17 protein-coding genes are annotated in these 23,187 nt (G+C 31.5%); 4 read left to right on the forward strand and 13 right to left on the reverse strand.

Annotation, left to right across the window (positions count from 1 at the left end; all coding sequences use genetic code 11):
• The 4 genes from J2Y38_RS10665 to J2Y38_RS10680 form a co-directional block, all read right to left on the reverse strand.
• Entirely contained in the window at window positions 1-870 is an 870-nt protein-coding gene (locus tag J2Y38_RS10665; RefSeq protein WP_309842157.1) for a carboxypeptidase-like regulatory domain-containing protein, read from the reverse strand.
• Window positions 867-3,959 carry a lantibiotic dehydratase gene (locus J2Y38_RS10670; protein ID WP_309842159.1) on the reverse strand — a complete coding sequence of 1,031 codons (3,093 nt, stop codon included), beginning with the start codon at window positions 3,957-3,959 and terminating at the stop codon, window positions 867-869. The genes J2Y38_RS10665 and J2Y38_RS10670 overlap by 4 nt, the downstream gene beginning before the upstream one ends.
• Window positions 3,960-3,966: 7 nt before the next feature.
• Complete coding sequence (locus J2Y38_RS10675) at window positions 3,967-4,851, reverse strand: hypothetical protein (RefSeq protein WP_309842162.1); 885 nt, start codon at window positions 4,849-4,851, stop codon at window positions 3,967-3,969.
• A gap of 144 nt (window positions 4,852-4,995) precedes the next feature.
• Complete coding sequence (locus J2Y38_RS10680) at window positions 4,996-5,193, reverse strand: TIGR04149 family rSAM-modified RiPP (protein WP_309842164.1); 198 nt, start codon at window positions 5,191-5,193, stop codon at window positions 4,996-4,998.
• 403 nt (window positions 5,194-5,596) lie between these two features.
• Here J2Y38_RS10680 and J2Y38_RS10685 point away from each other — a divergent pair, with 403 nt between their 5' ends.
• A complete protein-coding gene (locus J2Y38_RS10685; RefSeq protein ID WP_309842165.1) occupies window positions 5,597-5,938 on the forward strand; it encodes a helix-turn-helix transcriptional regulator in 342 nt (113 codons plus the stop codon).
• A 249-nt stretch (window positions 5,939-6,187) separates the two neighbouring features.
• Here the strand turns inward: J2Y38_RS10685 and J2Y38_RS10690 are convergent, their stop codons facing one another.
• The 5 genes from J2Y38_RS10690 to J2Y38_RS10710 form a co-directional block, all read right to left on the reverse strand.
• The gene (locus J2Y38_RS10690; protein WP_309842167.1) at window positions 6,188-6,796 is read right to left on the reverse strand and encodes a Crp/Fnr family transcriptional regulator; all 609 of its coding nucleotides are present in this window, start codon (window positions 6,794-6,796) and stop codon (window positions 6,188-6,190) included.
• A gap of 2 nt (window positions 6,797-6,798) precedes the next feature.
• Complete coding sequence (locus J2Y38_RS10695) at window positions 6,799-7,608, reverse strand: oxidoreductase (RefSeq protein ID WP_309842168.1); 810 nt, start codon at window positions 7,606-7,608, stop codon at window positions 6,799-6,801.
• 109 nt (window positions 7,609-7,717) lie between these two features.
• Window positions 7,718-11,689 (reverse strand): WG repeat-containing protein, encoded by a 3,972-nt coding sequence (locus J2Y38_RS10700; protein ID WP_309842169.1) that lies wholly within the window; start codon window positions 11,687-11,689, stop codon window positions 7,718-7,720.
• A 38-nt stretch (window positions 11,690-11,727) separates the two neighbouring features.
• Window positions 11,728-12,957 carry a hypothetical protein gene (locus J2Y38_RS10705; protein ID WP_309842170.1) on the reverse strand — a complete coding sequence of 410 codons (1,230 nt, stop codon included), beginning with the start codon at window positions 12,955-12,957 and terminating at the stop codon, window positions 11,728-11,730.
• A gap of 264 nt (window positions 12,958-13,221) precedes the next feature.
• Window positions 13,222-15,597, reverse strand: coding sequence for an outer membrane beta-barrel protein (locus J2Y38_RS10710; RefSeq protein ID WP_309842173.1), 2,376 nt, complete (start codon window positions 15,595-15,597; stop codon window positions 13,222-13,224).
• Between the two features lie 58 nt (window positions 15,598-15,655).
• On the opposite strand from J2Y38_RS10710, the gene J2Y38_RS10715 reads away from it, so the two are divergent.
• Window positions 15,656-17,371: a histidine kinase gene (locus J2Y38_RS10715; RefSeq protein ID WP_309842175.1), complete on the forward strand. Its 1,716-nt coding sequence runs from the start codon at window positions 15,656-15,658 to the stop codon at window positions 17,369-17,371.
• Window positions 17,368-18,063: a LytTR family DNA-binding domain-containing protein gene (locus J2Y38_RS10720; RefSeq protein WP_309842177.1), complete on the forward strand. Its 696-nt coding sequence runs from the start codon at window positions 17,368-17,370 to the stop codon at window positions 18,061-18,063. The genes J2Y38_RS10715 and J2Y38_RS10720 overlap by 4 nt, the downstream gene beginning before the upstream one ends.
• A gap of 40 nt (window positions 18,064-18,103) precedes the next feature.
• Here J2Y38_RS10720 and J2Y38_RS10725 read toward each other — a convergent pair whose 3' ends face one another.
• The 4 genes from J2Y38_RS10725 to J2Y38_RS10740 form a co-directional block, all read right to left on the reverse strand.
• A complete protein-coding gene (locus J2Y38_RS10725) occupies window positions 18,104-18,802 on the reverse strand; it encodes a DUF1826 domain-containing protein (protein WP_309842180.1) in 699 nt (232 codons plus the stop codon).
• 188 nt (window positions 18,803-18,990) lie between these two features.
• Window positions 18,991-19,368 carry a DUF4440 domain-containing protein gene (locus tag J2Y38_RS10730; protein WP_309842182.1) on the reverse strand — a complete coding sequence of 126 codons (378 nt, stop codon included), beginning with the start codon at window positions 19,366-19,368 and terminating at the stop codon, window positions 18,991-18,993.
• Window positions 19,369-19,421: 53 nt separating this feature from the next.
• Complete coding sequence (locus J2Y38_RS10735) at window positions 19,422-19,934, reverse strand: PRC-barrel domain-containing protein (protein ID WP_309842185.1); 513 nt, start codon at window positions 19,932-19,934, stop codon at window positions 19,422-19,424.
• A gap of 122 nt (window positions 19,935-20,056) precedes the next feature.
• Window positions 20,057-20,212, reverse strand: a complete 156-nt coding sequence (locus J2Y38_RS10740; protein WP_309842187.1) for a hypothetical protein — start codon at window positions 20,210-20,212, stop codon at window positions 20,057-20,059.
• 395 nt (window positions 20,213-20,607) lie between these two features.
• On the opposite strand from J2Y38_RS10740, the gene J2Y38_RS10745 reads away from it, so the two are divergent.
• Window positions 20,608-22,989, forward strand: a complete 2,382-nt coding sequence (locus tag J2Y38_RS10745; protein WP_309842189.1) for an arylsulfatase — start codon at window positions 20,608-20,610, stop codon at window positions 22,987-22,989.
• Window positions 22,990-23,187 lie beyond the last annotated feature (198 nt).

The following is a 23,187-nucleotide window of genomic DNA, read 5'->3' on the forward strand; positions in this document are numbered from 1 at the left end:
TTAATTACACATTGCGTTTAAATAAAAACTTAAATTAGAGCTTCCTTTTTTCCAGCTGTCAAATCCTTTCTCCCTATAATAAGAAATAGCGCCGGGTGATGCTGCAGTAGAAATAGAAAAGAATTTACTGCTGTCATTCATTTTTTCACTGGCAATCCACTGAATCGTTACTGCAATCTCTTCATTTTCTTTTCCAATAAATATATCCTCATTTTTAAGGTTTACATTGTACCATCCCAAAAAGCCATTTTTTATTTCAAAAATGATATCTTTTTTAAGCAGTAAATCATGAGGCAGATTATTTTTTACTGAATAAATGTTCAATCTAAATTTCAGTGATTTAAATTCATTCGAGGTGATATTGAAATTAAGACCTTCAATACTGCAGTCTTTTTTAATTTTCATTTTCATTCCCATTTCTTTACTCAGTCTGTCTTCAACATTTTTTTCATAAAAAGAGTAAAAATTGGCATGCATCAGCCCTAATCCTTTTGTTGTTCTGCCTATTTTCTTTTCTTTTGGCATTTTTAGGTTTACAACCACTTCTTTAAGTTCATTAACATCTCTTTCGAGTTCAATAACGGCTTCACCTGAGCTTTCTAACGAAGCAAGGGAAACAGCTTTTGTTTTGTAACCGATGTAAGAGAAAAATACTTCCTTTTTAAAACTGATTGTATCATTTAACTTCAGATTAAATCTGCCCTTTTCATCAGAAACAGTTCCGATATTTTCATTGGGGATTCCAATATTTACAAAGGCTAAAATTTCTTTAGTCTTTAAGTCGATTACTTTACCATGAATGTTTTTTTGAGAAAACATTATCTGGCTGAGCAGTAAAATCGAAATCAAAAAAAACTGCCCTCTATTCATAAGTTCTTAGATTTAAAAAATACTGTTTTATAATAGCGAATCAATAAATCATAAATTATTAATTCCTGTTGGTTTGGATTATTTTCAAAAAAACGGTTCAGAAACATATGTATATAATTTTCAACACTGTAACTTATTTTATTTTGAATTAAATCATCGATACACGCTTTATTCCTTGAAGATCTTGTTTTAAAAAAAGTAAAAAAAAGTTTTTCGAACTTTTCCGGGTCCATATACAAATCCATACTTTCCTTATTTTCCTGAAAGAAGAAAAAAACCTGTTTGTTTACTTCTGATCTATTCGCAACCTCTTCATAATAATAGTCTCTGAGCTGTTCCAGCTTTTTAATACGGTCACTGTGCGCTATCAAAAAATCCTGAAACAAATGATGTACTCCCTGCATGGCGATTAACCACTTATCTTGTTCTTTATCATTCTTTTCTATCCACAATAATGTTTCTAACACACATACAGAATCGTAATAAAACATTTTTTCAGATACTTGTATGCCCATTGCACCACCATATCGTTCTGTTTCCCGCTCATAGGTATCTATCTGGATTTTATCTACAATAAAAGAATCAATTTCTTCCTTAAATGCTTCTTTTATACAATTCACGATATAATCGATATCAAGCTTTTCCGAAAATAACCTGATTCTAAAATGATAATCCGGGTCTTTATATCTAATATAAAAATAATAATCACATTTTTTCTGCTGTACTAATCCTGATAAAAGGTAAAATATTTTTTCAATAAATATTTTATCGACGTGTTCATTTTTAATATAAATTTTAAAATAAAGCGAACTTTTATCTGGAAATAATTTATAAGAACTGTCCTTATTTTGGATAGATGTTTTTATTTTTTCCAACTCATATTTTTTTAAACCGCCTGCTGTTTCGGGCAATATTGGTATGTGAATTTCATTTGTTGTATTCCCAAAATTATTTTCAACTGCCGACTTACTGTTTACTAAATTGACAGATTCTTCGAGAGTAATTATATTATCCTTAAGCAGTTCTTCGTGAATTAAATTGATCGAAATTTCGCTTTTTAAATCCAGAGGCAAAAAATTATCGCCTGCCGAATTTAAAGTTACATACCTTTTGATCGAGTTTGAAGAAATAAAATCTTTTAAAACAGCAATAGTTTTAGCTCCAGAATAAATTAACCTTGGATTTAGTATCCAGCGCTCTTTTGATAAAATAAAATCTTTAAACTGCACTCTTGGTAAATGAAACTTATTTTTTAAAAAACCCCAGTCCCAATACGTCATGAAACTATCATTCATTATTTCTCCCAGAAAATTATATATAGAACAAGTTAAAAGTGCCGTGTTTTGGGCGCAGCTTAATTTTGGAATAACCTGTTTATTTAATTTAAAAGAATATAAAATCACAGTATCGTCCTCAATGTAAAGATATAGGTCTGATAATGCGATTTCAAAATCTGATGCCTCGCAGCTGCTGTCATAAATGGGAATAAAATAATCATAATGATTAGGTCTTTGGCTGATATTGCCCAGTCTTGGCTGAGAATAATGTTTTACTTCTGCATAAACCTGGTTATCAGATAACTGCTTTTTCTCATAATCTGCCACTTCATTCATATAATTATTCATCTCCGTATTTCGGTAAGCAAATCTTCCTGCACTAAACTGCGCAGTACCTTTTCTGATAGCACTTACAAAATACTCATATTCATCTGTTGCCTTTTCATAAAGCTGTGCAGAAAAAAGCATAGACTGGATTTGTCCTGTATTAACCGGATCGATAAAATTTAAGTCAGCTGCATTTATAGAAATAATGCTCGTTTTATTACTTAAATACTGCTCATATTTTTCCAGAAGAAATTTATCCCATTCATTTATCTTATCATCCTGCGGGATATGCTTTTCTACTACCTGAACGTTCTGAAGCAAACTTGATTTAGCATTTACTTTTACATTTAACGGATAACCAATTCCTATTTCTAAGTCTAAAACTTCCAATAATGAAACCGCTCTCTTACCATATCTGTTCAAAAATTCCCTCTTGAATTCGGTCAGCTTTTTTCTTTTATTGATCTGGGAATTTAATTTGTGAAATACGCTGATATTCTTTTCGATATTCTTTTTTACCTTAATGGGTAACGAAAAATTGCTTTCCTGTATCAGGTCAACTTGTACAGCAGTGCTTTCGCTGTCATTGTAATCATCTAATAAAAAATCAAGTTCTTTAATCAGCTCAAAGCTTTGATCAGATTCTAATTCTAAGTTTTCTAATTCTAAGCATAATTCTTTGGTACGGCTTAAAAGCGTTATAACAGTTTGTAGATTTTCGTTACTGTTTTTTTTATTGAACTCTTTGAGTCTGGCCAGCAAATCTTCCTCAAAATTTACATTAAGAACATCATACTGCAGGTTGCTCACAATTAATTGTGAGTTAATGAGCTCTTCAATAAATTCTTCAATTTCATCCAGTTCCAATTCCTCATCGCTTTGAAGCAAAGTTCTAATATCCTTAATTGTTGCGCCAGAACTGCAAATTTGTAAAATCTCATCTAAAAAATCATTAGTTTCAACTTTTGTCAGTGAAAAGTCAAAACTACTTTTTAAATCATTTTTTTCAAAAAAACGATAACTGCTGTCCTTTAAAAAAAGAGTATTGTTGGAGTAAAAAGTAAAGGCTTCCCTAATATTTATGTCACTGTTTAATTTTTTTAAAATAGCAGAAATTACCGCGCTGTCAATTTTAACGCTGCGGTGTTTATAGGTTATTTTTTTTAAAGTGCTGCTTTCTTTATAAGCAGCCAGCGAAATACCGGCCGATAATCCAAAAGGTGTTGCCCTGTAAGACATCCTTAAAAAATAACGTATTAAAGCATTAGCTGCTTTCTTTCTTTTTTTACTATCGAGAGGATTATTCTCATGAGCATATTTTAATGCCTGACGGTATAAAACTCTTGAATTGAGATATATTGCTTCCTGAAAAATAATGTTTTCCAGAAAAAAGCCATAAATATATTCTGTTGGGTTATCCTCTTCAAATAAAATATTTAAATATTCCGTAGAATACAGTGGTGTTCGAATTAAAAATTTATTCATAATTATGCTATGAGTGGCGAAGTCTTTCTAAAAGAAACTGTGGTTCCTTAAAATTTAGTTTACCTTCTATAAATGCTAATATTTTATTCTTTGCGATTAAATCCTCTGTATAAGAAAGAAGGTTCTTTAAAATCAGTAGTTTATAAGTATCAAAATGGTAGAAATTATACGTATTAAAAAAATTCAGAATGAGCTGTGTATCGACTTTTTTAGAAAAAAATAATTTTTGCAAAATATTAAATTCTATAAAAGCATTTAGGTATCTGTCTCTTTGCTCTCGGTTATCAAGAATTTTTTTTACCCTTTTATCCTTCAAAAAATAGCTTTCTACTTCAGGATATTCCCAGATACAAATAAAATAGCTCCTGCTAAAATCGTCTGCAATTTGAGAAACCGTAATATTAGGCAACATCTTTTGAAAATAAATCTCTCCAGAACTTCCGTATTTAGAATCTAATTTAAATTCGTAGAGATAGATAAAAAGGTCTGCAAATAACTGGGCACATTTTTTATATTCTTTTCGGTCAAGAAGCAGCTGGTGAAGGTTTAATGTATGATGAAACTTATGCAGATGCAGCACCGGGAACTTATGTGATAAATAATCGTCGTACTTTAAGGTAAGGCTTACATAACGCTTGGACAAAGCAGGATTATTTATTTTTTTAAAGTAATATGCAAAAGACGGATATACAAAAATTTTCCCTAAAATCAAGGCCTCACCCTCTAAGCATCCTAATATACTTTTAGAAAGTGTTATTATTTCCTGAGCCTGAGAAAAATCAAGATTTTTAGTATAAATAAGTATGAGTTTCTGACATCTTACAAGGTCGTTTAAAAAGCTGCTCTCTGATTCATCATATAAATTTTCCAATTGTTCAATGATGGTCAGCATGGGTTCTTTTGAAACACTGTTTTTAAATTTTGCCCTTTTGATCTTACTTAATTTAACTAATAAATCATCCAACATAGTTACCGTATTAAAATTAGTCTGAAATACTATTTAAAGGCTGTATCGATATGATACAGCCATAAAAATTTACTTTGGTGAACAGCATTGGTAGCTGTTAACTGTAAACCCAATCTGATCAGGTCTGCAGCCGTGAGAAACACATAAACTTTGTGAACATCCAAAGATCGAAAAGAAATATCCTCCAATTATAGAGCTCATTTCTTTCTTGTCTAAAACTGATTTTACAGTTTCTTTACTAATTTTTAATTTCTGGTTTTTTTTCATTTTAATGTTTTTAAAATGTTAATAAAATAGGATTACTTTCCAATTTTTCACGTGCACTTGAATTTCATTGAAAAATAACTTTGTCAAAAATGAATATTTAACACCTTTTTTCCTATGTGATAATGAGCATATTTTATGCATATCACAGCATAATACATTTCATAGAATTCAAAAGAGTCATTACTCACTATCATCAAGCCATTGAAAAAAAATCTTTTACTAACATTCCTTTCTTGTAAGACGTGGTTTTGTAGTGTTTTTGTAGTGTTTTTTATACATAAACCCTAAAAAGAATAGTTCTAAATTATATATTTTTACAAAAATGTATGAAAAATAATACCTCCTAATTAAGATTAGTAAACTAATTTAAATAACCACTTACAAAACAAAAACCACAAAAAAAATGATCAAAAAGAAGTTAACTTTAAAACGTATCGAGAAGAATTTTACTCAGGAAGAAATTGGATACCAATTGGGAATATCTCAATCACAGTACAGCAGACGTGAACGGGGCACCACTAAAATTACTGCTTCTGAATGGAATAAACTTGCAAAAATTCTTGATTCTGATGTAGCTCTAATTTACGAACCTGATGAAAATATTGATTTAATTTATCAAAACGAGAAAAACAATGGTGGAAACCTTCATACTGAAAAAGATAGTTCTGACTTTACATTTATTATAATGAAAAAATACATTGAAAAACTGGAGCATGAGAACAAAAAACTCAAATCAAAGCTTTAGAATTCCTTACAAGGCTTTACTTAGAAATAAATCTATTATTAAGCAAAAGTCATTATAGTTATATTGTTACCTTATTACCAACTTTCACAAAGTAAAATTGTAAAGTTTAGATTTGAATTTAGAGACTCCTCTTAATCCAAAAAAAACGGGACAAAAGATGATATTCATCTTTTGTCCCGTTTTTTTATCTTCAAACATTTTAATGAAAGATTGTTTGTAGTTGAAAAAGCTGCCAATAACAATTAAACTTTATTTACGTAATTTCTTCTCATCTTGATCTTCTTTCGTATCAAATGATGCTCTTCTTATTCGGCTTAAGGAAGATTGTGTAATCCCTAAATAGGAAGCTAAATAAGAAAGCGGTATTCTTTCTGCCTGAGCTGGAAAGTTGTTTAAAAATTTATGATATCGCTCCTTGGCTCCCTCAGTCATCATAGGGCTGATTCTATTGACTTTGTCAGCTAGTCCTTTAGCCGTAATTTTTGCTATAATTTTATCCCACTCAATTATTGTGGATGACAATTCTTTCATTGCATTTTTGGAAAGCACAAAATATTTACAGTCCGTAACTGCCTGAACATATTCTGTAGATGGAATTTCAAGATTATAACTATTTATGTCAGCCAGAAAATTATTTTCGTCAATAAAATATTTGGTAATTTCATCTCCCTTGTGATTGTAATAACAGACTCGCATAATTCCTTCTGTTAAAAAAATAATTTCAGTGGGTATCTTGCCGGCTTGATGGTAATACTCCTCTTTTTTAATTTCTCTGAAAACAAGCTTGCTTTTAATCAATTCAATTTGATGATTGTTCAAATTTCCAAATTGCAATAAATAGTTAATTAAGGTTTCCATAGTTATTTCATTTGACTCATCACTAATTTATCAAATAATTTATCCGATACCATTTTTTTAATAAATAAAAATGGTTTTGCATTACTTGCAATGTAACGCGTTTTTGGTGATTTTGATTCTATACCTTTTGCAATTAATTTTGCAATTTCTACAGCTTCAATTGCTTTTTCTTTTTGAGCGGCATACGATTTTGCGACTGCATTTGCTAAATTTTTGTATACTGTTTTCCCGGAAATACGCATTAAATCGGCAGTTCCATTCTGGATCATTTCTGATTTTGTTCCGCCCGGTTCAATAACGATTACATCTATGCCAAATTGTTTTACTTCGTTGCGCAGGCAGTCACTTAGTCCCTCAATAGCAAACTTACTGGCATGATACCAACTTCCCAGCGGGAGCCCGACTTTACCGCCAATGGAAGAAATATTTACGATTTTTCCAAATTTATTTTTTCGCATTTCAGGTAGTACCAATTGTATTAAACGTGCAGCACCAAAAAGGTTAATTTCCATTTGATTTTTTGCTTCTGCCATCGACACATCTTCTAATGCTCCATAAGATCCCAAACCGGCATTGTTTATTAAGACATCAATCCGAGAATCCTGATTCAAAATAGTACTTATGCATGACAAGATACTGTTGTCGTCTGTTACATCCAAAGCAATTGCTTTCACGCCGTATTCTTCTAAATCATGCAGAAGTTCTACTCTTCGTGCTGCACCATATACTTTGTATCCTCTTTGTGCTAAGTAAATAGCTGTAGCTCTGCCTATTCCTGCTGAAGCTCCTGTTACCAAAACTGTTTTTACCATTTTTTAATTATTTCAAATTAATCATAATGTAAAAGTATGGGAACAAAAAACGACTGCATTTGTCATTTGGCAAATGCAGTCGTTTTTATTTTCAGTAAAGTTTATTATATTATCTTGAATGTCTTTCTTCTAATATAATATTCTGAGGCGTAATTACAAATTCGGCATCTTCTATATCGCAATCAAAATACTTATTATTGTAATTATAATATATTCTATCTGTAAATTTAAATGGCAAAACTATATTGTTATTAAAATCTATAATACCATACTTGTCATCTTTAATGGCGTGAATATATCTTAAATCACTAATTTCTTTGATTGCATCATATTCATTCGGGATTATTGTATTTCCTTTTTGATCGATCATCCCCACTTTATTATTCTGATTTTTGGTAAGAATACAATAAAATTTAGAATTATAATTTTCCTTGCTGTCGTACTCTAATGTTTTGATTTCTGTAAAACCATCAGATATAATTTTTCCATTATCATCAATGAGATATTGCTTATTGTCTTTTTGAATTATAAACAAATTATCAATTTCTATTTTTTGAACATTAGGATATTTATAATCGAAAATTAAATTCCCTTTATTATCTAAAATCCCTTGTTTACCATCTTTAAAAATTTCGAAGTAATCCAGTTTATAATTTTCACGAAGAGAATCACATTTCACCTTAAACTTATAAAGGCCTGTACGGTCAAAAACAATTGAATTGTCCTTTTTTCTGGCAATTATCACACTCGTAATTATTTTACTGCCTATTTGAATATGATCAAAATCTGTTTCTAAAATTGGATTTAACTGGTTGTCTAAAAGTCCATATTTACCTTTTTCTTTAACGATTATATTAAATGTTCTGGCCGAAAGAAGTCTTTCATCATCGCGGTTACCTTTACTTTCAAACAAATTCACCCATTCAAATTGATCGTATTTAATGTCAAACAAAACTTGTCCTTTGGTGTCTAATATTCCTTTTTTACCGTTTTTTTCTGCTTCCAGAAAAAAATAATTATAATTCCAGACTCTGTTTTCTATATGACTGATGGTATCGCAAACAAATGGATATAATACTTTATTTTCAAAAGTTACTAAACCGTATTTATTATCTCTTTTAGTAATCAATGGATTTTCCCACGTTTTGATGCTGCTATAGTCATACTTTCTGTGATCGATTCGCTCATCATCAGAGTTATAACTTTCATCTGCTATAATAGTTCCGCTGCTGTTTATGAGTTGTACCCTTCTTTCTTTTTGTCCCGATTTTTCATCAGTATAATATAAATTAGTAAAAATATTTCGAGTATAATCCCCATCCATTGAAACGCTTTTTGTTTTCAATATTGTTTTACCTGCTTTTAAATCAAACATTTGAACAGAATCATTTGATTTAAAAAGCAGCAGCCCTTTTGGGTTTCGAATGTAGTACCATTTATACCCTTTTTCTATTTTTTGAGTGGCAATTTTTCTCCCGCTTAAAGAAATATAATCGATGATATCATATTCTGAATCTGATTTTTCAGTACACGCAAAGATGTAACTAATTTCTTCGGCTGTAAATTCATTATTTGGATAATACAAACCAATTTCTGACTTGCTTATTGGCCTAATATCATCATACTTTTCTGCTTCTACAACGACATTTCCTTCAAAATCAATCAAACCGTTTCGCTCAGATTTTGTGCTTAAATAATATTTAAACAACGTTTTGGGTTGTGGAACATAATTTAAAAACAAAACTTTTGGAAAAGCTGCTTTTGATTTTTCTCCCATTTTATTGATAATTCCCATTTTATTATTCTCCTCATACAACGAGTATCCGTTCCATTGAGCAACGACAGGAGTTGTTCTTTTGATTAAATCTTTTGAACTACAAATTTGATATTCAAAAAGTTCGTCTTTTTTTAATAAATAGCAATCTGATTCTTTTACATAAATACTTTCCTTGAATTGCTGATCTAAAAATTCACCTTTTGATAAATCATAAAAACGAATTGTATTATTTTCTTTCAATAATATTCTTTTGGAGTAACCTAAAAAGCAATTAGAAAGTATTTCTTTATCAAATACATCTGTAGCTTTTCCGTTGGTTACTCTAATTAACGAAGCAACTGAAAACTCTAAATCTTTAAATCTTGACACAACCAAAAAATCATTAGAAGATAATCTCCAATTACTCAGGCTATAAGGCTGTATTACGAATGGGTAAATTATTTTGTTTTCCTTGTTAAGAATACCATATAATTCCTGATCATTCATGACTAAAAACAGCTCATCATTAATGGCTTGTACATCCTTATATAAGGGAGGGATTATTTCTTTTTTGGCAACAATATCATATATGCCGGTTTTGAGCCCATCATAAACTTTGTACAAATTATTTCTCAAACGATTTGTTCCTCTATAGACAAACGGAATAAGTTCTTTTCCATCAAGATCCAGCAAACCTCCACATTCATCATTAGTTTGTATAAGGAATTTATCTCCATCCAGATAAATAACTTTATAAATTGGCGGAATAATTACTTTATTCTTTAAATCGGCAATACCATACAGATTGCCTTTTTTGATCATTTTTCTTTTAATTTCTCTATCATCATCACCGTCATAATCTAAATCTGAGTATTCAATAAAATTAGGATCCTTTCTTTTTCGATCTAATTCACGTTCTGCTTTGCGTTCAGGATCATCCTCTTCTTCTTTTTTAGGTTTGGTGATATAATATTTTTTCTTAGTATAATTATATTGATAGATATACTGTTTTCCGTCAAGAAAAACTTTGGCGTTATTACCATCTCCTTCAACATAATCAAATTTCGGCTTGATTAATTCATTGTCTCGGCCTAAGAAACCCCATTTTTTTCCTTTTCTAAAAATTAAAATTCTTGAAGAAAGATCAACTTCATCATATTCAGATTCTAATCGTTTATCACCATAAATGTTTTTTACGCCATACTTGCCATTTTTAGAAAATACAAAAAAGGCCAGATTATTTCTTAGCCCTTCAATATTATATGCTAAAGCTTTTGTTACAGGTTCGTTATAAATAAGATTTTTCCATTCATTTTCATTGAGACAATTCAATAAAGGTGAAATCGAATCGTAAACAGCCGTAAACAAAAATTTTCTTTGTTTCAGATTATAAATTCCTGTTTTATTATTCTTCTTTACAAAAAAATATTTTTCGTATTCTGATTCTTCTTTAATCCCATTTTTTAGATTAAGAATATAAGTGGCTAGTCGCAAATCTTCCGATTCAATATCTATTACAGTTTCAAAATCAGGATTTGGTTCAAGCACATTGGTTTTTACATTGAAAAAGAAACTCTGATTGTCCTTTCGAACCAAAACAAAATCAAAATCTTTGCTGTAATCAAACGGAACGCCCTTAATTTCAGAACAATTGTCTAAAACGATTTTATTTTTCTCTATATCATACAACTCAAACTGGTTTTTATTGTTTTTTATGATAATAAAAGGATTAATATAATCATAAATGATCTCAGCATTTTCAAGTAATAATTTCCCATTCAAATCATAAATAGCATATTGCGGTTCGTTAGACAACTCGCTGTTGTCAAATTGCTTAATATTAATGAGTCTGCTGTATGCTCGAAATAGTATAGTATGATTCCCCAACGGAATAATTAATTTTCCCTCAGCATTACATAATCCTGTTTTATTTGCTTTATGAACCAGAAAACCATTTTCATAACTATAGCCGTTCATAAAATAAATTTTATCATAAACTGGCGGGATTACAAATTGCTTTTCAGTGGCATTATAAACTCCATAATGTTCTAATAAACCTGTTTTTACGCTAACAATTCCAGAATTTTTATAGTTTTGGTTTGGTACAAACTTCAGGTTTTGAATGTCTAAAATATGCTCTTTCCATATATTTACATTAGTGTTTTCAAGTGTTTCTTTGTCTTGTATTTTTTCAAAACTTGCTAGTGATTCCTTAAGTTTTCCTTCATTGAAAAATTGTATAGCTTGTTCTCTCAATGCTTCGCTATTTTGAGAAAAACCAATTAAAGGCATTAAGACAAATATGGCTAGTAGTATTTTTTTCATGCTGTTTTAATAAAATAGTATTGTTTTTTTTGAAATTTTTACTTGGTATTTTGTTGTTCAATTTCATCCATGATTTGATCTATTTTTGTTTTAATCCATTCAATAGAAACATAATATCCATCTCCATTAATTACTTTTACACCTACTTTATTATTTTCCCAGTCCAAAATATAAAGTCCTGTTTTATCCATTCTTTTATTTTCAATTCCAATAAAAGCATTTTGAAAATCAATATATAACGGTACCGAATTTTGATAATAAACCGTTAAAGTAAAAACACCTATATGTTCAGTGTCTTTAGGATAATTTTCATATATAACTTTATAAATTTCATTTCCCTTTTTTGATACAGTTATGGTTTCTTTATCAGAGAGAGTTCTTCCTAACTTATTTTTCGGCTTGAAACTTTTAATTTGTAAAGATTTGTCAGTATCAATTTTCTCAATAAACTGATCTGTTTGCTGAATTTCAGCATCATTGTATAAACTAACCATTGGGTCGCCCCAAGTATCATATATTACATAACGAAATTTACCATCTACTTTTACCAATGCAATAGCCATTGTAGAATATCTGTCTCCTTTATCATAATACAGCAGTTCGTAATTTTTGATTTTGTTCTCGGCCATACAAAATGCAACGATTGGTGTTTCATCTGTATAATTTGTTCGTTTCCAATCAAACATAAAATGATTTAAACTGCCATGATTTTTATAAAACTTTTCAATTTCGGCTCTTTTGGCAATAATCAGGTCACGATAGATTACATTATTTTTATCTTGTGTTAAGTTACCGCTGCTTTTTAACAGGCAGAACATTTTATCTTTTTTATAATAATAGTATAACCCTAGATCTCTATTAGGTGTAGAACTTCCTGAACAATCGCCGCTTTTGGTAATTTTTTCGAGATAAAAACAAATGTAATTTTTGTCTATAATTTTGTATTTACCTTTACTATTAGTAAAACAATCATTTCCACATTCTGCACTATAAAAACTTGTAAAAGTTTGATCCGGATTTAATGTAATATGGTTTCCAATATTATACCCATCCGGGGCTTGAGGGAACAAAAAATATTCTTTTGTTTCATCACTTAATATTAATTCATTTGCATTCCAATTCCCTCTTAAATCTGTTATTGACGAATCATGTTTAACCTCATTAAAACCCTTATAAAAGGATTTATAACCTAAGCTTTCAGGAATATTTTGCTTTTGTGTACAGCTAATAATCAAACCTGTAAGAAGTAGTAACAGAATATTTTTCATGAAATTTATTTAATAATCATTTATAGTAAAAATGAGGTACTGAAGATTTGCCTTAGACAATTTAAAGTGTGAAAACCTTTTTATGTTATAAGAAGTAAAAAAACAATAATTATTCCATTCCATTAACAACGAAATAAAAATCTTTAAAGAAAATTTCTTCTTATAAATATATAGATGCACGAAATTGAAAAAAGGTTGGGAAGGATATAAAAATAATGTCTTTATCTGATTGTTCAAACTTTGCTCATGAATTAAATTAGTCTATTAATTACGATTAGCACTACTCGCCTGCCTGATTGCTTTTGGATCTGTTAAATTAAAACGATACACAAAACTAAGTCGGTAACGGGCTGCATTTGGAATACTGTTTTCGGTAATATAATAATCTGTACCAGTTGTTGTACTTTTATTTTGGCGTAAGTCAAAAGCATTTGTTACATCAAATACGATAGTGGCTTTATCCTTTAATAAAATTTTGCTTAAGCCAAAATCAAGCGATTGTAGTGCATCATTTCTTGTTTGCGCATTTTGCTGTGCGCCACGAAAATTATATCGCCCCTGAAAACTGAACTTTGACGGAAGTTTAACCTGAGTACTTAAACGTCCCGTAAAAGTTTTTCCGCTATAATCAAGGTTTTCTTCCTGATAACTTCCTTTTTGAGTGAAATGATAAAAATTCATTTCTAAATTTACCTGAAGCCATTTTAACGGATTATATAATGTCGAAAGTTCTATACCACTTCGTATTTCATGCTGAATATTAATAGGCGTTGTAAAAAATATATCATTTTCACGATAAGTAAAATCCTGAATGTAACCACTCTCCCATTGATAATAAACAGAAGGATTGAGCGTAAACTTTTTCCAAGCTTTAAGGAAACCCAATTCAAACACATCAGAATAAGAAGGATTTAAATCTGGATTACCAATATATTGCGCATTCAAATCGGTCAACTCATTAAATGGATACAAAGCATATAAGGACGGACGATTAATTCGCTTGCTGTAATTTAACTGCAAAGTAGAACCTTCAAACTTATAACTCAAATTAACGGTGGGAAATAATTTGTTGTATTTTTTATCATCATTATAGGTGTTTTTAATATCTGTAATAGAAATTTTAGTGAATTCTGTACGAAGCCCGAACATATAATTAAATCTCCTAAATTTGTTGCTGTATTGCGCATAAGCACTTGAAATCGTCTCGGTATAATTTAAGTCATTGTCAATATTTTGATAAATCGTCCAAATATTTCCCTCTTGCTGTTCTGCCAAAAACTGACTGGAAACTTTACGGATTTCTGTTTTAACACCCATTTCAAGTACAGAAACAGAATCAATTGGCTGAACAAAATCACCCTGCATAAGTAAATCTTTACTGCTTCCTATTGAATTGGTTCTAATGCCGGGATAAGCCAGCGTTTCTGGATAAATACGCTGTGTTGAAAGATCCCATTTTTTATCACTGTTCCACCAATCGTACTGAACATCGATAGTCCATTTTTTTGATGGTTTTTTAAAAGTCTGCGTATAATTAAACTCGAATTGATTGTAATCTCTTTTTTCTAATGATTTTCCTTCTCTTGTTAAAGTACTGTCTTGTGTATGATTTGCATTGCTGTAATCATATAACAAACGGGTTTTGTCATCATCTTTTGTAGCATTTTTTAAGAAAGCTGCGGTAATGGTGCGATGTTCATCAATATAATAATCAGCACCCAGATAAATCAATTTTCCATCGTCGTGGCGGTCTTCGTTCTGCACGTGATTAAGATAATTTGGATTACCGTTATTCATAGTCGACTGATTTGTAGTATATAATCCAACATAATCTGAAGAACGTATACCAAAATTGGAAAAAATATTGATTTTATCTGATTTAAAATTAATGCTTGGATTAAGGCGGCTGTCATTTGGTGATCCGGCAACCAATCGAACCTGACCGCTGAAACCGCTTTTTTTGTTTTTCTTTAATATAATATTGATAATTCCTGCCGAACCCGAAGCATCATATCGGGATGAAGGATTCGTTATTACCTCTACACGTTCAATTTGGTCGGCTGCAATTTGATCGAGTGAATTGCTTTGCGTTAAACCAGACTGACGTCCGTTAATTAATACCAATACACTGCTGTTGCCACGAAGGCTTATTCCTCCTGTTGGACTAACTGCTACCGAAGGAACTCCGTTTAAAACATCATGTGCAGATCCATTCTGCGAAAGCACATCTTTGCCCACTTCAAAAACTTTTTTATCCAGCTTTAAACTAATATTGGATTTTTGTCCTGTAACTTCTACTGCATTTAATTGTACAGCATCGGCATTTAAAAGAATCGTTCCTAATTCTGTTTTTGGTTTTCCCGAAATGATTTCGAATGTTTGGATATAATTTTGATATCCGATATAACTAAAAGAAATGGTCATTTTACCGTTTGGCAGTTCTTCGAGATTAAACATACCTTGGTCGTCTGTTACGCCAACTGCTACTGTTTTTGAGTTATTATCTTGTATGGATACGGTCACATACGGAATTGCTTCTTTAGTTGTATTATCCTGAACTTTACCGGAAACAGCTGCTTTCTGTGCAAAGCTAAACATCGGAATAAATAAAATTAAAATACTGGTTATAAAGGTTTTCATGTTTATTGTTTTGATGATACAAGATTACTTTATAAAATAAAATCTTACCTTTTAAAACATGCAAACGGCTCTAAGAGCTTTTGAAATGCATTTCGGTATTCGATATTTATTTTATCTTTATCTCATGTATCGATCGCCTTTTTTTATAGTTTTAGTACTGCTATTGTTTTCATCCTGTAAACAATATACCGAATACGTGAAATCTGATGTAACGTATTATGTTGATGATGAAAATCGTCCTCATGATTATTTAGGCAAATCCGACAACTCTGTTTTTAAAGTTCCAATAGATATCGAAATTCTTAAACGAGAAAATAAATCTACCCCGTTAGGTTTACAGGTAACTGCTTTTGGTTCTTTTGATGTTTATTGGGATAGCGTTTTTGTGGGAAGCAACGGTAAAATGGCAAAATCAGGTCAGCCTGAAATTCCGGGAACTGAACTGACTTATTATCAAATACCCGAAAAATTGGCAAATACTGGCAAACACATTGTCACGGTAATTGGAACACAATCTAAAATTCGGGATGCAAATCGCAGCATCGGCTTAAAATTGGAGAGCTTTTTAAGACTTCATCGTGCTCCGCTTGTTGTCATGTCTTTTATGAACCTTATGGCAGGGGCTTTTCTTATTGCCTTTATTTATTATTTTTTTCTCTACATAAACAGTACCCGTAAAGAAGCAACCGTTTTACTTTTTGGGATAATCTGTCTGCTCTTTTTCTGTCTGCTAATTATAGAATACGTGAAATTTTATATCGATATTCCGTATACCCACTTTTATACCCGATTACAAATTGTTGGTTTGCTCACATTTGTAATTTCGATATTGGTTCCGTGGTATTTTATGTTGCAGTTTAGCTTTAAAAGAAAGCGGTTATTTTTATTTCTTTTGGTTTTAACTCTTCTCACAATTTATATTGTCTACTATGGTCATTACGATTATACGGCTATCTATTTTAGTTATGCAATGTGTGCTCTCTCCTTAATTATTGCCATCGATGCAGCATTCCGAAAAATTAAAGGCGGCTTAATAGTCGTGATTGGTTTACTGGCAAGTGTAATTGTAAATAAATATATATTTTATGATTTTGGATTGTTTATAGCATTTACGATTATTGTCCTTTCAATGCTTTATCTGCATACTATTCGGGCAAAAGCTCTCGAAGAGGCTCATAATGCATCCTTATTACTTTCATCGAGATTGCAGTTAGAACTGGTTAAGAAAAATATTCAGCCGCATTTTCTTCGTAATACACTGACTTCGTTGATAGACTGGATAGAAGAATCTCCTCAGCAGGGCGTTGTATTTATTCGGGCGCTGGCAGATGAATTTGATATTATGAACTCTATTTCCGAAGACACGTTGATTCCTATTCAGCAGGAAATCGAATTATGCCGAAAACATTTAGAAGTAATGTCTTTTCGAAAAGAAGTTTGTTATAACTGGGAAGAAAAAAATATTGATGTCAATGAAAAAATTCCGCCTGCGGTTATTCATACTATTATAGAAAACGGAATCACACACAGTTTGCCTCCAAAACAAGGCTGCATTACTTTCCTTTTAAGTTTTACCAGAGAAAAAAAATACAAACAATATACCTTGTTAACTGTGGCAAAAAACCGAAACAGAAAAAAAGAAAACAGCAACGGAACAGGTTTTAAATACATTAAAGCCAGATTAAATGAAAGTTATGGCAGCAATTGGGAATTTGATTCTTTTGCTGTAGAAGAAGGATGGTGTACAACGATTAAAATTTTTGATAAAAAATGAAAATTCTAATTATTGAAGACGAAGCCCGAATTGCCAAACGAATCGAAAGAATGACTCGTGATTTTTTTGATAAAGAGGTTCAGATTTTACTTAGTGATTCTGTTGAAAACGGGCTAAACACAATTGAAAAGCAATCAATCGATTTACTGCTACTCGATTTAAATTTGAATGGCGAAGACGGATTTGAAGTGCTGCAGACTGTTGTTGCTAAATCTTTTCAAACCATTATTATTTCTGCTTATACAGATAAAGCGATTATGGCATTTCATTATGGTGTTTTAGATTTTGTTCCTAAACCATTTGATGCAAACAGATTGGCTCAAGCCTTTACACGTTTTACAACACCAGAAAAAACAAATGGTCAGGATATTCAGTTTTTAGCTGTAAAAAAAGCAAAAACTATCAAACTTATCACAATTAAAGATATAAGATACATAAAAGGTGCAGGAATTTATACTGAATTACATTTAGTAAACAGCCGTGTAGAACTGCATGATAAGTCTATGGAATCATTAGAAAAACTATTGCCTGCAGATTTCGAGCGAATTCATAAATCTTATATTCTTTGCTGGCAGGAAGCAGATAAACTGATTGTAGAAGCCGGAGGAAAATACAATATGCTGCTTAAAAATGGGGAATTATTGCCTGTCGGGCGTTCAAAATATAAGGAAATCAGGCATAAGTTGATTTAGTCAAAGCGATGTTTGAAAACTATTCTCGTTTACATTCCATCTAACAAATCAACAACAACCGATATTCCCCTTCATTTTCTATTGGTGCTCTATGAATACAAGGCAAAACTTGTTGTTTTGGATGATCTACAGCCAGTCGCCAAAGATGTCCTAAGCCTAAATTAATTGGTTTTGCATCTGCATGTACCTGATAATGCAAATCAAAATAATTTTCCTTCAAAAAGTTTTCGAATTCTTCCTCTGGTCCATCATGAAGTTCTTTAAGCTTTTCCCGAATTTCCGGAATCAGATTTTTTTGCTCTGCATCTGAATTAGAAACAATATCACTTGCCGCTCCGTGATAGGTACATAAAAAAGTATCTGTTGCAATAGGCGAACGATCAACATGAAACGAATAAACATCTGTCGATATGAAATCAAATTCATTATCTCGTTCATAACACTTCAGCAAATTAAGCGAAGGCGAAGCTCCAAAATCTGCTAATAATTGTAAATCACTTAAAATTATTTTCCTTGCTATATTTCCTTTTTCTGATAGTTTAAGGGCGTTCAAATCTTCAGGAGAAACTTCTGTTATATTTTCTTTTAAAGATAACTTGGTTACAATCTCATTAAAATCACCATCCAAATCCCTATACCAGCATAACGCATTCATTTCTCCTTTAAAATCGGTATTTAAAAGCTCAGAAAAAGTAGAAACCAATCCAATTTGGCGGCTGTCAGAAAATGAATTACTCATAGTATATTATTAAGAAGCTGGTTACTTCATACTTTGCAAAATTATGTAATAGCAGTCAGTTAAGAGATATTTATAGTTATAAACTTTTAAAGCTAATGTTTTTTTTGGCACAAAAAGCCAGAAGTTTGACAAATAAAAAAACTCTAAATCAATGATTTAGAGTTTTTTTATTCCCTTATGTTTAAAATCTAGTGCTGGGATAATTCTGCCTCTGTATGCAATGCACAAACCCAATTATTATTTTCTTTAATCCAGGTAGAAGTGCAGGCACATTTCGTTGGAGGTTTTTGTTTATCATCCGTAATTCCCAGTTCTATTATGTATCCTATAATCGCCGTATTTTCGGCAATTAACTTTGTTTCTACATTAGAAATATTTAATACTTTGATTTTGTCTCCATCTCCAGATTCAAACATCTTTTTAAATTGAGATTCATCAACACTTTGTACACCATTTTTACTGGCAATTATACAAGGAAACAGAGTTAGGTTTTTAACCGTTTCATACTCATGGTTTTCCATTCCATTCCAATATTTTTTTTCTAGTTCAATAATTTGCGTTTCCATAATCATTCATCATTTATTAATTCACAAGTTTATAGGAAGTCTGATGAACAGCATTATTTATTATCAAATTCCCTGCGGTTGTAAAAGCCATCATCATCACTATAATATACAGAGTCGGGGTCATTTTCAGGATAATAAGACTTCATTACTTTTCTTTCATATTCCCTGTCAAAATTGTTGACACTGTTATATCTGTTTGTATTTCTAAATGTATTGTACCCTATGCTGTTAGCCATGACAATTTTGGTGTCTTTATTTATACTTACAGATCCAATTGGTATAATAATATGGCTGTCTCCATCTTTATAAATAAGCTCTCTGTTATGGTCGCCGGCTATAACATCATGCACTTCATTTCGGCTGTCTTCTATGAGTTCTTTATCCACTTTAACATCAAGGTAAACAACGCGTTCCATGTCCTTATTTACCCAAAGATTATCAATTTTACCAATAGTGCGGTTGTCAGCATCTACTATTTTCCATCCTCTTACATCAGAATAATTAGATGCAATTTTATAATCGGATAATTCGTCGAGTCTATATAAATTTCTATGTTTATTTTCCATAATTTCTTTTTTAATTAAATGTATATTTTTCAGATTTCTGCCAAATTTAACCGCGTGACAATAAAGCTGGTAAATACCTGCTTATTCTGTGGAGTTAAATTTTCGAAAATTAATTAATTGTCTTACTGTGCACTTGTAGTATTTTCGATTTCTACGTTGTTTTCACTTTTAACCTGATGATCTACAAAATAGATGTAGTATATAATTGCACCGATTACTAATACTACTGCAATCCAAGGCCATACTCGTTTCTTTCTTTCTATTTTTATCTCTGCCATAACTTTTCTTTTTTTGATTTTATAATAGTTTTATTACACTATTAAAGGTACAAATGACAATAGACTAAGAAGTATTAAATTTCAACAGGATGTTACAGAATTTCCAGTAGAGTTATTTTTATTAAAGAAGTATTTCTGGGATTTTGCATTTCATATCAAATAATTAAAAATCTTCTTTTTACCATATTTTAATTAAAATTTGGTTGCAAATTATAACTTGCAACATGTTATAATATAAATATATGAGTAAAAATATTACAACTTATTACCTTTAAAGAAACATTTCTTTTTGATTTAGGCCGCTAAGCCCTTCTTTTTCAATTGCATTAAATTGTAAGAAAATAATAGTCAAGATTCCTACTAATAAAGTTTTTAAATTATTAAAAAATATAATTATGAAAAGTAAATTACTCTTTAGAATATGGTTATCTGGTGCAATACTATTACTCACACAAGAAAAAACAGCTGCACAAAACTGGCCGGACAGAACAGTTTTACCAATTGAAGCATATCAAAAAACGGGTAAAATTGAACCTAACATTAAAGATTCAGATCCTATTGAATGGCCTAAAGAAATTAGTGCTCCGGAAGGAGCTCCAAATGTATTACTTATCCTGATTGACGACGTAGGTTTTGGTGCTACATCTACTTTTGGAGGCCCAGTTCCTACTCCTAATTTCGATGCATTAGCAAAAAACGGACTGCAATACAATCGTTTTCATACTACAGCAGTTTGTTCTCCATCGAGAGCAGCACTTATTACGGGCAGAAATCACCATACTGCCGCAACCGGTATTATTATGGAATTCTCTACACCCTATCCCGGGTATAATAGTTTAGTTCCTAAAAGTGTAGCCACTATCGGAAAAATATTGACTGATAATGGTTACGGAACATCGTGGTTTGGTAAAAACCATAATGTACCCGACTGGCAGTCTACTCCTGCCGGGCCATTTTATTTATGGCCGACTGGTTTAGGTTTTGAATATTTCTACGGTTTTCTTGGTGCCGATGCGCATCAATTTAGACCTTCTTTAATTGAGGGTACAAAACCTATTGATCCGTATTTGGTTGATGGCAAAGTAGATCCAAATTATATTTTAGATAAAGATTTAGCAAATCATGCAATTAAATGGATTCAGACACAAAAAGCAGTTTCTCCTAATAAACCTTTTTTTGCTTATTATACACCTGGAACTGCACACGCACCTCATCAGGCACCTAAAGAGTGGATCGCAAAATTTAAAGGAAAATTTGATCAGGGTTTTGACAAACAGCGTATTGCAACCTATGAAAACCAAAAGAAATTAGGTATTATCCCTCCAGATGCAAAGCTGGCTCCAACTCCCCCTGATTATCAAAAATGGGATGCATTAAGCCCAAATATGAAAAAAATTGTAGCCCGAGAAATGGAAGTTTATGCAGCACAATTAGCTTTTTGTGATGATCAGATTGGAAGAGTGATTCAATCCATTAAAGATTTGGGAGAACTTGATAATACGCTCATCATTTATATTATGGGAGATAACGGAGCAAGTGCCGAAGACCCTACAGGACAAGGATTAACCAGCGAAATTGGTATTATGGTTAATGGTGAAAAAGATACTGAAGAATTCATGCTGAAAAACCTCGATGAATTTGGAGGCCCATGGACTCAGGAACATTACTCACACAGCTGGGCGCATGCCATGAATACACCTTATCAATGGGATAAAAAAATAGCTTCACATTTGGGAGGCACAAGAACCGGAATGGTTATTTCATGGCCTAAAAGAATAAAACAAACAGGACAAATAAGAAGTCAATATGCTCATATTACAGATATTGTTCCCACTATTTTAGAAGCTGCAAATATTCCAGCTCCTGTAAGTGTAGATGGTTTTAAACAAACACCAATAGCAGGAAAAAGTTTGGTGTACAGTTTTGATAACGCGACAGCTCCAGAAACACATACTACTCAATATTACGAAATCATTGCAAACAGAGGTATTTATAAAGATGGCTGGTTAGCTAATACTACGCCTCGTAACTTGCCTTGGCAAGGACATCCTATACCGTCACAAGATCCAATGAAAGATTATAAATGGGAATTATACGATCTCAAAAAAGATTTTAGTCAGACTGATAATGTTGCCGCGAAAAATCCGGAAAAATTAAAAGAACTTCAAAAAGCCTTTTTAGAGGAAGGAAGAAAATTCAATGTATTTCCGTTGGATGATCGTTATATTGACAGGGTAAATCCGGAAAATCGTCCGAACTTAAATAAAGGCAGAACAAGTTTTGTCTATCATGAAGGAAACTCCAGAATTACAGAAGGAATGGCGCCAAATATGAAAAATACCTCATTTAGCATTACGGCAGATATAGAAGTAAAAGCCGGAGATGAAGGAATGATTATTACGCAAGGCGGCTATTTTGCTGGTTTGGCATTAATGCTTCAAAAAGGAAAACCAACTTTTGCTTATGCTTTTTCTCATTATCCGCAATCAAAATGGACAATACAGTCTCCTACAGCTTTAACAGCTGGTAAACATAATGTGACTGTTAATTTTGATTATGCAGGCAGCGGCGTTGGTAAAGCTGCAAAAGTTACTTTATTAGTTGACGGAAAAGAAGCAGCAAAAGGTGATATTCCTAAAACGGTGCCAAGCAGATTCTCTGCAGATGAAACACTGGATGTTGGAGAAGATTTTGGAACTCCCGTAACGAGAGACTATGATGTTCCGTTTTTCTTTCAGGGAGAAATTGACAAAGTAACCGTTAATTTAAAACCATAAGTATTTAAAAAAGAACTATTGACTTATTCATTATTAGCAATAGTTTTTTTTATAAATACGTTCAAATTGCAACGACTGTTATTTATTTTTTTTAGAAAAAAATTAATTAAGCAATAACAGAAAAGATATTATTACTAAACACCTGCTTTTTCGAATCTTTCTGATTTAAAAAAGCAGGTCTGTAGTATACTCTCATAA

The sequence above is a fragment of the Flavobacterium sp. 2755 genome (genome assembly GCF_031455715.1).
In the GTDB taxonomy this organism is placed as follows: Bacteria; Bacteroidota; Bacteroidia; order Flavobacteriales; family Flavobacteriaceae; genus Flavobacterium.

Bases quoted from the DNA above. Each gene is read 5' to 3' on its own strand.
- J2Y38_RS10665 (WP_309842157.1), bottom strand. From the start codon at position 870: ATGAATAGAGGGCAGTTTTTTTTGATTTCGATTTTACTGCTCAGCCAG.
- J2Y38_RS10670 (WP_309842159.1), bottom strand. From the start codon at position 3,959: ATGAATAAATTTTTAATTCGAACACCACTGTATTCTACGGAATATTTA.
- J2Y38_RS10675 (WP_309842162.1), bottom strand. From the start codon at position 4,851: ATGCTGACCATCATTGAACAATTGGAAAATTTATATGATGAATCAGAG.
- J2Y38_RS10680 (WP_309842164.1), bottom strand. From the start codon at position 5,193: ATGAAAAAAAACCAGAAATTAAAAATTAGTAAAGAAACTGTAAAATCA.
- J2Y38_RS10685 (WP_309842165.1), top strand. From the start codon at position 5,597: ATGATCAAAAAGAAGTTAACTTTAAAACGTATCGAGAAGAATTTTACT.
- J2Y38_RS10690 (WP_309842167.1), bottom strand. From the start codon at position 6,796: ATGGAAACCTTAATTAACTATTTATTGCAATTTGGAAATTTGAACAAT.
- J2Y38_RS10695 (WP_309842168.1), bottom strand. From the start codon at position 7,608: ATGGTAAAAACAGTTTTGGTAACAGGAGCTTCAGCAGGAATAGGCAGA.
- J2Y38_RS10700 (WP_309842169.1), bottom strand. From the start codon at position 11,689: ATGAAAAAAATACTACTAGCCATATTTGTCTTAATGCCTTTAATTGGT.
- J2Y38_RS10705 (WP_309842170.1), bottom strand. From the start codon at position 12,957: ATGAAAAATATTCTGTTACTACTTCTTACAGGTTTGATTATTAGCTGT.
- J2Y38_RS10710 (WP_309842173.1), bottom strand. From the start codon at position 15,597: ATGAAAACCTTTATAACCAGTATTTTAATTTTATTTATTCCGATGTTT.
- J2Y38_RS10715 (WP_309842175.1), top strand. From the start codon at position 15,656: ATGCAAACGGCTCTAAGAGCTTTTGAAATGCATTTCGGTATTCGATAT.
- J2Y38_RS10720 (WP_309842177.1), top strand. From the start codon at position 17,368: ATGAAAATTCTAATTATTGAAGACGAAGCCCGAATTGCCAAACGAATC.
- J2Y38_RS10725 (WP_309842180.1), bottom strand. From the start codon at position 18,802: ATGAGTAATTCATTTTCTGACAGCCGCCAAATTGGATTGGTTTCTACT.
- J2Y38_RS10730 (WP_309842182.1), bottom strand. From the start codon at position 19,368: ATGGAAACGCAAATTATTGAACTAGAAAAAAAATATTGGAATGGAATG.
- J2Y38_RS10735 (WP_309842185.1), bottom strand. From the start codon at position 19,934: ATGGAAAATAAACATAGAAATTTATATAGACTCGACGAATTATCCGAT.
- J2Y38_RS10740 (WP_309842187.1), bottom strand. From the start codon at position 20,212: ATGGCAGAGATAAAAATAGAAAGAAAGAAACGAGTATGGCCTTGGATT.
- J2Y38_RS10745 (WP_309842189.1), top strand. From the start codon at position 20,608: ATGAAAAGTAAATTACTCTTTAGAATATGGTTATCTGGTGCAATACTA.